Here is a 12,000-nt window from a genome sequence, read left to right as displayed (position 1 = left end):
ATATCTGGCGTTGATTTTTGGCACGCTGTTGAGTTCTCAAGGAACGGACGCTTCCTTTGTACTCACCCTCTCGGGCTTTCCTCCGGGCGCTTCCCTTCGATCTTGCGTTTCCGACTCTATCAGATCTTTTTCCGATCCGATTTCCTCGGCGCTTTCCAGGTTTCCGCTTTCGCGTTTCCCTTTCCGGCGGTTCCGACTCTATCAGATCCTTTCGGGCCTGACCCCCAGTCAGCGGGGCTTGTCTTCGCGGCCGTTGGGCCGTTCCGACGTCTCAAACCTTAGCGGATCCTCTCGGCGATTCCCAATCGGGCCGCCGAGTCCCAATTCGAATTGAATTCGGGCACGCCGAAATCAACCCCGCAGGGAGATCGTGCTGATGGTTTGGGTTGCCGCTTCCGCGGCGGGAGGTGCTGTCGCAGAACCGTTACGGCTCGGCGGCAACCCGGAGAACATTACGGATCCGCGAGAGGGCTGTCAAGCACCCCCTGTCAAGATCTTTTCCGGCGGTGCCTGGCCTCGTGTCAGTCCAGGTCGCTGAGGCGTCCGCCGGCGTCCGGCTGGGCGTGCTCCACCCTGCGGAGCAGACGGGTGAGGACCTCGCCGAGGGTGGTGCGCTCCTCTGCCGAGAGGTCCTGGAGCAGGTCCTCCTCGAAGACCGACGCGAGGCGCATCGCCTCCAGCCACTTCCCTCTGCCCTCGCCGGTGAGCTCGACGATCACGCGGACGCGGTTGGACTCGTCGCGCTCCCGGGTGACCAGACCTTCGGCGACCATGCGGTCGATCCGGTGGGTCATGGCGGCCGGGGTGAGGCCGAGGCGCTTGGCGAGGTCGCTGGGGCCCATCCGGTACGGGGCGCCCGAGAGGACCAGGGCCTTGAGGACCTCCCACTCGGCGTTGCTGATGCCGAGTGCGGCGGTCTGGCGGCCGTAGGCGACGTTCATACGGCGGTTCAGACGGGACAGCGCCGAGACGACCTTCTCGACCTGGGGGTCCAGGTCCTGGAACTCGCGCTGGTACGCGGCGATCTGTTCTTCGAGGGTCGGTTCGCTGATGCCGGGGGTGTCGCCCATGGAGCGAGTATGGCACGGGCCTGCTTGGCGTTGAAGTCCTTCTCTGTGTAGTGTTTAGCTTCGAACTTTAGCTTTGAAGTCTTCAGATCTACATCGAGAGAGGTGAACGTGACCAGGGCGATGGGCGCAGCGATGCGCCGGATCCACGTGGGCAACGCACTCAGCGCGTTCGGGCTCGGTTTCACCGTCCCCTACCTGTACGTCTATGTGGCGCAGGTGCGGGGGCTGGGTGCCATGACGGCGGGGCTCGTCCTCGCCGTCTTCGCCGTGGCGGCACTGGTCGTGCTGCCGTTCGCCGGGCGGGCCATCGTCCGGCGCGGCCCGCTGCCGGTGCTGCTCACCGCTCTGGTCACCGCCGCGCTCGGAGCGTTGAGCCTGGGGCTGGCGGGGAGTGCGGTGGCCGTACTGCTGTCGGCGGGCGCGCTCGGGGCGGGGCAGGCCGTGATGCAGCCGGCGCTCGCGACGATGATCGTGGACTGCTCCACGGCTGAGACTCGGTCGCGGGCGTTCGCGATGCAGTTCTTTCTGCAGAACCTGGGGCTGGGGGTCGGCGGGCTGATCGGTGGCCACCTCGTGGATACGACCAGCGTCTCGTCCTTCACTCTGCTGTTCGCCATCGAGGCGGCGATGTTCCTGCTGCTCGTCGTGGTGATGTCGACGGTACGGATGCCGCGTGCGCCGCGGATCGAGGGGGCGGCGGGGGCCGGGTCGGCGAGGGGGAGCTGGAAGCAGTTGCTCCAGAACCGGGCGATGGTGCAGCTGTGTGTGCTGGGGTTCGTGCTGTTCTTCGCTTGCTACGGGCAGTTCGAGTCGGGGCTGAGTGCTTACGGGGTCGAGGCGGCCGGGGTTTCCACGTCCGCGCTGGGGACCGCGTTGGCTGCCAACACGGCGATGATCGTGGTGGCGCAGTTCGCCGTGCTGAAGTTCGTCGAGCGGCGGAGGCGGTCGCGGGTGATCGCGGCTGTGGGGCTGATCTGGGCCGTGGCGTGGGTCGCGGCGGGGTATGCCGGGCTGGGGCATGGGAGCCAGGAGATGGCTACGGCTGCCTTCGTCTCTACGTATGCGCTGTTCGGGCTGGGTGAGGCGATGTTGTCGCCGACGGTTGCTCCGTTGGTGGCGGACCTTGCGCCGGAGGGGATGGCGGGGCAGTACAACTCTGCTTTTGCCCTGGTGAAGCAGCTTGCGTTGGCTGTGGGGCCGGCGGTGGGTGGGCCTATGGGGGCGGCGCTGCATGGCCCGTATGTGGTGACGTTTCTGTTGTTCTCGCTGGGGATCACGTATCTCGCGGTGCGGTTGGGGCGGGAGCTGAGTGCTGTGCAGGATCAGCCGTGGTTGGGGAAGAGTCGGGTGGTGGCGCAGGGGGCTGCTTCGGCTGCGGGGCAGTCTCGGGCGCATGCCTGAGTTTTCGCCCCCGCCGCCCCTACCCGTCCCATCCCTTGAAGGGGCTGCTCCGCCCCTTCCACCCCGCCAAGGGACTCCGCCCCCTGGACCCCTGTCGGCCTACGGCCTCGTCCTCAAACGCCGGACAGGCTGAAAGACGCGCTAACGGGTGTCCAGGGCTGTCTTTGGTAGTACGAACTCGCACCACACCGCCTTGCCGCCCCCGGGCGTCCGTCGGGAACCCCAGCCCGAGGCGATCGTCGCGACGATGGCGATGCCTCGGCCGGACTCGTCGCCTGGTTCTGCGCGGCGGCGTCTTGGGAGGTGGTCGTCGCCGTCGGTCACCTCGATGATCAGGCGGCGGTCGGTGCGGCGGAGGCGGAGGCGCATGGGTGGGGTGCCGTGCTGGAGGGAGTTGGCGACCAGTTCGCTGGCGGCCAGGACGCCCAGGTCGTGGAGGTCGGGCGGGAAGCGCCAGCTGGTCAGGACACCGGAGGCGAAGGCACGCGCGCGGGGGGCTGCCTCGATGCCGCCCAGGAGTTCCAGGGCGGCGTTGCGGAAGAGGTCGCCGTCAGGGCCGGTGCGGGCCGGGTGCTGGAGGACGAGGACCGCCACGTCGTCGTCGTGGTCCGCTGTGACGCCGGCGCTTCGGACCAGGCGGTCGCAGATGACCTGGGGGGTGCCGGTCGCGCCGGCCAGGGCGCGTTCCAGGGAGGCGATTCCCTCGTCCAGGTCCTCGTTCCGGCGTTCCACCAGGCCGTCGGTGTAGAGGACCGCCGTGGAGCCCGGGCTCAGGGCGATCGAGCCGGACGCGTGCATCCAGCCGCCCGTGCCGAGGGGCGGGCCGGTGGGTTCGTCGGCGCGTTGGACCTCGCCGTTCTCGTCGCGGACCAGGATGGGGAGGTGGCCGGCGGAGGCGTAGACGAGGCGGCCCTCGTTCGGGTCGTGGATGGCGTAGACGCAGGTGGCGATCTGGTTGGCGTCGATCTCCGCCGCCAGGCCGTCCAGGAGCTGCAGGACCTCGTGCGGGGGGAGGTCCAGGCGGGCATACGCCCTCACCGCCGTACGGAGCTGGCCCATCACCGCGGCTGCTCGGACTCCTCTGCCCATCACGTCGCCGATCACCAGGGCCGTGCGGCCGCCGCCCAGGGTGATCACGTCGTACCAGTCGCCGCCGACCGCGGCCTCCGTGCCGCCCGGGTGGTAGGTGGCGGCGATGCGCAGGTCGTCCGGTTCTTCGAGCTCCTGGGGGAGGAGGGAGCGTTGGAGGGTGACGGCCGTTTCGCGTTGGCGGCGTTCGCTGGCGCGGAGGCGTTCGGCGGCTTCCGCGTGGTCGGTGACGTCCGTGGCGAAGACGAGGACGCCGCCGTCGCCCTCCGCGACGGGGGTGCAGGTGAAGGTGTAGGAGCGGCCGTCGGGGGCCTTGCGGGACTTGAGGGTGCGGGGCTTGCCGCTGCGCAGGACCTGGTCGAGGAGGGGGAGCAGACCCAGTTCGGCCAGCTCGGGGAGCGCCTCGCGGGCCGGTTCGCCCGGGGGGCGTACGCCGAAGGCTGCCACGTACGCGTCGTTGACGTACGCCAGACGGTGGTCGGTGCCGTGGACCAGGGCCACCAGGGCCGGGACCCGGTCCAGAACCTCGCGGACCGGGAGTTCGTCCACGGCGGGGATCGGCTTGGCGTCGTCGGTGAGGTGTTCGGCGCGGGCCGCGGGGACGGCGCCCGGGCTCTCTCCCCGGCGGTCCTGGGTGACCGCCGCCGCGGTTTCGGTCCGCGCTGCGGCGCGGCGCTGCGTTCCGGGGAGCCGGGCGCTCCAGCGCGTGAAGTTCACGAATCCTTGCCTCGTGTCGTCGTCTTCGGCCAGCTCCGGACCCGGCCTGGGGTCTGAGGGGCGGCACCAGCACCCCCGGATTGCAGCACTGTGGGGAGAGCCTTGTGGGTCGAGGGGCGGGCGGGTGCCCGCCCGAGGGCGTCCTGGGTGGGGATCGGTTCGTCGTCCGGTTCGGGATCAGTCTGGCAGTGCGGCCGACCTGGCCGACACCCGTCAGACGCCTGCCTCGTCGGTGGAGTTCCTGGGTCCGGTCAGGACGACCCCTTCGGGTCGTCTTCCGGCTTGAGAGGAGGCTTTCCACCGGCCGCGAGTTCGAACTCCGCTCGGGGATGTTCGAGTGAACCGAGGGAGACGACCTCCCTCTTGAAGAGTCCCGAGAGGGTCCATTCAGCCAGGACGCGGGCCTTGCGGTTGAAGGTCGGCACCCTGCTGAGGTGGTAGACGCGGTGCATGAACCAGGCAGGGTAGCCCTTGAGCTTGCGTCCGTAGACCTGTGCGACACCCTCGTGGAAGCCGAGGGAGGCGACCGAACCCGCGTACTTGTGGGCGTACGTCTCCAGGGGTTCGCCGCGCAGGGCATGGACGATGTTGTCGCCGAGGACCTTCGCCTGGCGCAAGGCGTGCTGCGCGTTGGGGGCGCACTCCTTGCCGGGCTCGCCCGCGGTGACGTCGGGGACGGCGGCGGCGTCTCCCGCGGCCCACGCGTGCGTGGTGCCCTCGATCGTCAGCTCGGGGGTGCACTTCAGCCTGCCGCGCTCATTAAGTGGCAGGTCGGTCGCGGCGAGGATCGGGTGGGGTTTGACGCCGGCCGTCCAGACGACCGTACGGGTCGGGAAGCGGGCGCCGTCGCTCAGGACGGCGACGCGGTCCGCGCAGGACTCCAGGCGGGTGTGCAGGCGTACGTCGATGTTGCGGCGGCGCAGTTCGGTGACCGTGTAGCGGCCCATGTCCTCGCCGACCTCGGGCAGGATGCGGTCCGAGGCCTCGACGAGGATCCACTTCATGTCCTCGGGGCGGACGTTGTGGTAGTAGCGCGTGGCGTAGCGGGCCATGTCCTCGAGTTCGCCGAGTGCCTCGACGCCGGCGTAGCCGCCGCCGACGAAGACGAAGGTGAGCGCCGCGTCGCGGATCCCGGGGTCGCGGGTGGAGGAGGCGATGTCCATCTGCTCGATGACATGGTTGCGCAGGCCGATGGCCTCTTCGACGGTCTTGAAGCCGATGCCGTGGTCGGCGAGGCCGGGGATGGGGAGGGTGCGCGCGATGGAGCCGGGGGCGAGGACCAGCTCGTCGTAGGACAGTTGTTCGCTGCCGGTGCCCTCCTCCTCGGAGGCGAGGGTGGTGAGGGTGGCGGTGCGCTTGGCGTGGTCGATGGCGGTGGCCTCGCCGATGAGGACGCGGCACCGGGGCAGGACACGGCGCAGCGGTACGACCACGTGGCGCGGGGAGATGGAGCCGGCGGCCGCTTCGGGGAGGAATGGCTGATAGGTCATGTACGGGTCGGGAGTGACCACCGTGATCTCGGCTTCGCCCCGGCCCAGCTCCTGTTTCAGCCTCCGCTGGAGACGCAGGGCCGTGTACATCCCGACGTAGCCGCCGCCGACAACGAGAATGCGCGCACGTTCCTTCACCATCCCATGACGCACCCGACGCTTGCGTTTGTCCACAGGCTCGACCATTTGTGTGACCGGAAGCCGTCGGCGGAGCGGTTTGGCCGAAATGCCGGAGTGCTCGGGAAGTCCGCAGGTCAATGGGTGTGCGCCGGGGGATCGCGAGTGGCGCAATCCGGGCGTAAACGACCCGTACTCCGATCGAGGGGGGCTCTGTGCGGAACCTCCCCCTTCTGAATTGACTCCCTCTCAACTATGTTCGTGTGTCGACGGGGTGTAGGGGGATGCGCTCATCGGGTCCGTGAGTCACACAAAACGGACCCGTTGTCCGGGCTTGTTCCGTGACGCTCCGGCTTTGCAATGACGGGGAGTCTCCGGGGGGAGACGTCATTACCGGGGGATCGCTTATGCATGTTCAGGATTCTCGTTGGTCCACCGCGTCTGCCATCGCATCGGGCGGCGGGGCGGCGGGCGGCACGATCAGCGCGGCTGCGGGAAACGGACGCGGGGACACATCGCGTACGGCGCCGCTGCGCGTGGACGCACAGCGCAATCTGGAGCACGTGCTGCGTGCGGCACGTGAGGTCTTCGGCGAGCTGGGATACGGCGCGCCCATGGAGGACGTGGCCCGGCGCGCGCGGGTCGGCGTCGGGACGGTGTACCGCCGCTTCCCGAGCAAGGACGTCCTGGTGCGGCGGATAGCCGAGGAGGAGACCTCCCGGCTGACCGACCAGGCGCGTGCGGCGCTCGGCCAGGAGGACGAGCCGTGGTCGGCGCTCTCGCGCTTCCTGCGGACGTCGGTGGCCTCGGGCGCGGGCCGGCTGCTGCCGCCGCAGGTGCTGCGGGTCGGGGTCGCCGAGGACGGCTCCGTACTCGACGAGGCCCGGGTGCCGCAGCAGCGGATGCAGCCGGGTACCGGTGAGCTGCGGTTGGTGCCCGATCAGCCGGCGACGGTGACGGTCGACGCGGTGGACGACCCCGGGGCGGCGGCGCTGCTCGACGTGGTGGGCCAGCTCGTGGAGCGGGCGCGCGCGGCGGGTGAGCTGCGGGCCGACGTGTCGGTGTCGGACGTCCTGCTGGTGATCGCGACGGCGGCGCCCTCGCTGCCCGATGCGGCGCAGCAGGCGGCGGCCTCGGCGCGGTTGCTCGACATCCTGCTGGAGGGGTTGCGGTCGCGCCCCCAGGCGTGACTCGGCGTGATTCGGCCCGGGTGAGGGCCGTGACTTCGAAGGGTGAGTGATTCGAAGGGGTGACCGCGAGGCGGGGTGCCGCGCCGCCCTCGCCTCGAACACCGTCGTGGAGCGTGCCGGGCGCTTCGGGGCGCGGCTCTCAACTCCTGCCTGGCGGAAGCCCGTTGAGCCTTCCCTGTACGGACGAGGGCTAGTACTGCGCTGCGGGAAGTCCCCACGGACGAGTGGATGTCCGTACGGGCAGGTCCTGAACAAAAGCCAATATGGCACCCTGACCCGGTGTCCGGGACTGGTAGAGCTGGCAGCGGGGGCTTTCCGCGATGAGCGTTGACGGGTGGGACGAGTCACGCGGTGACGGTGACTCGGCGACTCCGCAGGTACCGAGTCAGGGCGGACGTGCGGACCTGCCGCCGGGCGGCGACCCCATGGGGGGCCGCTCACAGGGCCGTGCGGAGAGCCGTGCCGAGGGCAGCGTCCCGGCACAGCGCGACCGGCGCGAGGACAGCACGCTGCCGACGCCGCGCGACATGCCGCCGCCCCGCGAGCTGCCGTCGTCGGACGCCGACCTGATCGGGCGGATGCGCTCCGGTGACGACACCGCCTACGAGGAGCTGTACCGGCGCCACGCGGAGGCGGTGCGCCGGTACGCGCGCACCTGCTGCCGCGACGCCCACACCGCGGACGACCTGACGGCCGAGGTGTTCGCCCGCATGCTCCAGGCCGTACGCGGCGGGTCCGGGCCCGAACACGCCGTACGCGCGTATCTGCTCACCTCGATCCGGCGGGCCGCGGCGGACTGGACGAAGTCGGCGCGGCGCGAGCAGCTCGTCGACGACTTCGCGCTGTTCGCCGCGCAGTCCACGCGGGTCTCCGAGGTGTCCGACGACGACACACTGGACCTGGGCGCCGACGTACGTGCGATGCACGAGGCCGAGCAGTCCATGGCCATGCGGGCCTTCCGGTCGTTGCCGGAGCGCTGGCAGGCCGTGCTCTGGCACACCGAGGTCGAGGACGAGTCGCCGAGCGAGGTCGCCACGCTCTTCGGGCTCGACGCCAACGGCACGCGGGTGCTCGCCAGCCGCGCCCGCGAGGGACTCAAGCAGGCTTACCTCCAGGCCCACGTCAGCGCCAGCCTCGCCCGCGACGAGGAGTGCGCCCGGCACGCCGACCGGCTCGGTGCCTACGCCCGCGGCAGCCTGCGCACGCGCGCCGAGCGGGGTCTGCGCAAGCACCTGGAGGAGTGCGCCAAGTGCCGGCTGGCCGCGGGCCAGATCCAGGAAGTCGCCGGTGGGATCCCGGCCGTCGTGCCGGTCGCGGTCATCGGCTGGTTCGGCGCCGCCGGGTACGCCAAGGCGGCCGGGCTCATCGCCGGCGGTGCCGGGGCGGGTGCGGCCGGTGCCGCCGGGGCGGCCTCGGCGGCCGGCGGCGGTTCCTCCGGCGGGGCGAGCTCCGGGGGCGGCTCGGCGGTCTCCGAAGGGCTGGGCGCGCCGGTGAAGGCCGGTATCGCGGCCGGTGTGGTCGCCGTGGGCGTGGTCGCGGCGATCGCGCTCGCGCTGGCCGGCAACGAGAAACCGGCCGACAAGACGGACGCCAAGCAGCCTCCCGTCCCCTCCCCCATCGTCGAGGAGACGCCGAGGCCGACGCCGCCCAAGCCGTCGGAACCGCCTGCGAAGGCGCCCACTCCGCGACCGCCGGCGATCGTCCCGGCCGCCGAGCCCGCGCCCACGCCGACCCCGACACCCACACGCTCGCCCCGTCCGACGCCCACGCCCTCCCCGACGCCGACTCCGACCCCCACACCGACCCCGAAGCCTCCACCCAAGCCGACTCCGCCGCCTCCGCCCGCCCCGGCCGTCTACCAGTGGAGCGAGTTGTCGTACGACGTCACCGGCGACGGCACCGCGCCCGAGATGCGGCTCGGTGGCAGCAGCTGGGTGTGGCAGCGGTACGGCGTGTCGATCGGCGACAAGCGGTACGCGCACGGCGTCACCGTGCACGGCCGGTCCTCCGTCACCATCGACCTCAACCGGGAGTGCTCCGCCTACGACGCACTGGTCGGCGTCGACGACTCGACGCTGGGGCTCGGCCAGTTCTCCTTCTCCGTCTACGCCGACGGCGTCCGGCTGTGGCGGTCCGGAGCGCTCAAGGGCGGGGACCCGGCCGTACCCGTCCATGTGAACCTCGCCGGGCGCGAGACCGTCCGGCTGGTGGTCGAGCCGCACAGCACCTTCGACACCCTGCTGCTGGCGGACTGGGCGGAGTCGAAGTTCAGCTGCGGGTGAGGCGGTTCAGCCGGGCCGGCACGCCTATGGCTCCTGCTCGACGGGGCGGTGGAGGTCACGCACGGCCTCGGCGAGGTCGTGCAGCACGTCGTCGTAGGTGAGGGCGGTGCCCCGCGTCCGCTCCGCGGTGAACCGTTCGGCGCCCAGGGCGGCGCGGGCAGCGGTCTCGGCCCGCTCGGCGTGTGCCCGCTCCGGCAAGGGGCGTGGATGACCGCCGCGCCGACGCTCCGAGGCGGCCAGCAGACGGACCGCGCGCGGGTGGTCTCCGAGGCGGGTCAACAGGTCCGCGGCGGCGTCCGTGAGGGCCGCGGTGATCACGTCGGCACACTCCTTCTCCACGGCCACACGCAATGTGTCGGCCAGCAGGGGCAGGCCGTGTTCCGGGCCCGACTCGGCGGTCACGACCATGGCGTCGATGGCGTTCAGCATCACGATGAACTGCGGCGGTGGCGTGCCGTGCCCCGTCTCCACGCGGGCCGCTTCGCACATCGCACGCGCGCGTGCCGTGTCCTCGTCGTCCAGCGCGATCTGGGCCCGCATCAGCCTGACGAACGCCCGTGCGTCCGGCACGCCGTAGCGGTCGGCGGCGGCGCTCGCCTCGTCCAGCGCGGTCAGTGCCGCCGTACGGTCGCCCTTGCGGTAGGCGATCTCGGCGAGCCGGGTGATGAGGAACGGCGTCTCGGCGTGAGCACCCACCTCGTGGGCGAGGCGCAGCGCCTCCTCGTACTCGCCTCTGGCCTCCTCGAAGCGGCTGCGCGCCATGGCGGTCTCACCGGCCGCGCTGCACACCTGGGCCCGCATCCAACGGTCGCCGCAGCGGCGGCTGAGGAGCCTCAGTTCCGCGAGCTCGTCGTCGAGGCCGTCCGTGCCGCCGGACGAGTCGACGACCATGTGCGTCCGGAACATGAGCAGGACGCCGACCTCCCAGTCGGTGCCGTGGACACGGCAGTTGGCGATGGCGACGTCCATGGAGCCCTGGACCTCCCGCGAACTCCTGAGGAAGAAGTCGATCAGCGGCCAGACGAGCCCCGGCAGCCGCGCGGCCAGCGGGCCGCCCTGCTCGAAGAAGCTCCGCACACGGATCATGTAGCACCGCATCCGCTCGTCCAGCAGCGTGTCGATCGGCTCGGTCTCGGACCTGAGGAAGAGATGCAGGAGCCGGAGCTGCATCCGCGGGACGTGCAGCGGGTGGTGGGCCTCCTGTTCCGGGGCGGAGAGGAAGGCGTCGATCGGGTCGCCGGAGGCGTTGGTGTGCGAGGTGGTGGGGGCGGCGCCGTCCGCCACGGGGGCGTGTGAGGTGGTGGGGGCGCCGTCCACCACGGGAGCGCGGTCGGCGGTGTCCGAGGTGGCACCCAGACACAGGATCCGGTCGATCCAGGCTGTGCCCTCGTGGCGGTAGGTGCGCAGCCACCAGAACCAGCCCATGGCGAGGGCGATGGACGCGGCATCCGCTTCGTCGCCTGCCGCGAGGGCGCGGTCGAGCGCCACCCGGATGTTGTCCAGCTCCGTCTCCAGGCGGGAGATCCAGGGGAGTTGGCCGGCCGAGCGCAGCTGTGGATCTGCCTCCTCGACGAGTGCGCGCACCCACGCGCGGTGCCGGCGCTCGGCCGCGAGCCGCGGTCCGGGAAGCTCGGCGGCGCGCTCGACGGCGTATTCGTGGATCGTCTCCAGCATGCGGTACCGCATGCCGTCGGAACCGTCCCGTTCGCACGGGGTGGCCACGACCAGGGACTTGTCGACCAGCGCGCCCATGAGGTCCGCGACCGGCCCGGTGCACACGGCCTCAGCCGCCACGAGGTCCCAGCCGCCCGCGAAGACGGAGACCTCGCGCAGCACCGTCCGCTCCTGCTCGTCGAGCAGGTCCCAGGACCAGTCGACGACTGCGCGCAGGGTCTGCTGGCGGGGCAGGACCGTACGGCTTCCGGAGGTGAGGAGGCGGAAGCGGTCGTCGAGGCGGTCGGCGATCTGCCGGGGGGTGAGCAGTCGTAGCCGGGCGGCCGCCAGCTCGATGGCGAGCGGGAGTCCGTCGAGGCGGCGGCAGATCTCCGCGACGGCCTCCTGGTCGCGCCCGTCACACAGCGCGGCGTCGGTGCCGGGGCGGACCGCCGCCGCTCGCTCCGCGAAGAGGCGGTGCGCCTGGTCGGGAAGCAGGGGCTCGACCGCGCGCACCGACTCGCCGGGGACGCCCAGGGGTTCACGGCTGGTGGCGAGGATCGTGAGGCCCGGGCAGTGGGTGAGGAGCGTTTCGGCGAGGGTGGCGGCGGCGCCGATGACATGTTCGCAGTTGTCAAGGATCAGGAGTTGGCTGCGCGGGGCGCAGTACTCGATCAGCAGGGTGACCGGGTCGTCCTGCGGGGCCGTCAGCTCGTTGGTCATGAGCACGGTCTCGCGCAGACCGAGCGCGTTGACCACCGCGCCCGGCACCGCCTCCGGCCGGTCGAGCGGGGCGAGCTCGACGAGCCATGCCTGGGGGAGGCCGGTCGCGGCCTCCTCGGCGAGGCGGGTCTTTCCAGAGCCGCCCGGTCCGGTGAGCGTGACCAGTCTTGCCCTGTGCAATTCGGAACGGATGGCGTCGAGTTCGAGTTCCCGGCCCACGAAAGAAGTGAGGCGGGGGCGGAGGTTGCCGACGGGGGTGGTTTGGGTG

7 protein-coding genes are annotated in these 12,000 nt (G+C 71.2%); 3 read left to right on the top strand and 4 right to left on the bottom strand.

The genetic code is table 11. The features are described 5' to 3' along the window. Window positions 1–521 precede the first annotated feature (521 nt). Window positions 522–1,070: a MarR family winged helix-turn-helix transcriptional regulator gene (locus tag ADK36_RS05665; RefSeq protein ID WP_048587341.1), complete on the bottom strand. Its 549-nt coding sequence runs from the start codon at window positions 1,068–1,070 to the stop codon at window positions 522–524. Window positions 1,071–1,202: 132 nt separating this feature from the next. Here ADK36_RS05665 and ADK36_RS05660 point away from each other — a divergent pair, with 132 nt between their 5' ends. Further along, window positions 1,203–2,471: an MFS transporter gene (locus ADK36_RS05660; RefSeq protein ID WP_199830117.1), complete on the top strand. Its 1,269-nt coding sequence runs from the start codon at window positions 1,203–1,205 to the stop codon at window positions 2,469–2,471. Between the two features lie 141 nt (window positions 2,472–2,612). Here ADK36_RS05660 and ADK36_RS05655 read toward each other — a convergent pair whose 3' ends face one another. Both ADK36_RS05655 and ADK36_RS05650 read right to left on the bottom strand, forming a co-directional pair. Continuing rightward, window positions 2,613–4,277: an ATP-binding SpoIIE family protein phosphatase gene (locus ADK36_RS05655; RefSeq protein WP_048587339.1), complete on the bottom strand. Its 1,665-nt coding sequence runs from the start codon at window positions 4,275–4,277 to the stop codon at window positions 2,613–2,615. A gap of 251 nt (window positions 4,278–4,528) precedes the next feature. After that, entirely contained in the window at window positions 4,529–5,908 is a 1,380-nt protein-coding gene (locus ADK36_RS05650; protein ID WP_053196574.1) for an NAD(P)/FAD-dependent oxidoreductase, read from the bottom strand. A gap of 383 nt (window positions 5,909–6,291) precedes the next feature. Between ADK36_RS05650 and ADK36_RS05645 the strand changes: the two genes are divergently transcribed. Then, window positions 6,292–7,074 carry a TetR/AcrR family transcriptional regulator gene (locus ADK36_RS05645; RefSeq protein ID WP_078916807.1) on the top strand — a complete coding sequence of 261 codons (783 nt, stop codon included), beginning with the start codon at window positions 6,292–6,294 and terminating at the stop codon, window positions 7,072–7,074. A gap of 320 nt (window positions 7,075–7,394) precedes the next feature. Then, window positions 7,395–9,356, top strand: coding sequence for a sigma-70 family RNA polymerase sigma factor (locus ADK36_RS05640; RefSeq protein ID WP_053196572.1), 1,962 nt, complete (start codon window positions 7,395–7,397; stop codon window positions 9,354–9,356). Between the two features lie 24 nt (window positions 9,357–9,380). On the opposite strand, the gene ADK36_RS05635 is transcribed toward ADK36_RS05640, so the two are convergent. After that, window positions 9,381–12,000 (bottom strand): ATP-binding protein (locus ADK36_RS05635; protein WP_053196571.1); only part of this gene is annotated, 2,620 nt, incomplete at its 5' end.

Source organism: Streptomyces viridochromogenes (assembly GCF_001270495.1).
Classification (GTDB): Bacteria; Actinomycetota; Actinomycetes; order Streptomycetales; family Streptomycetaceae; genus Streptomyces; species Streptomyces viridochromogenes_A.
The sequence above is the reverse complement of the archived record's forward strand: the minus strand, read 5'-3'. Positions and strand labels throughout refer to the sequence as shown.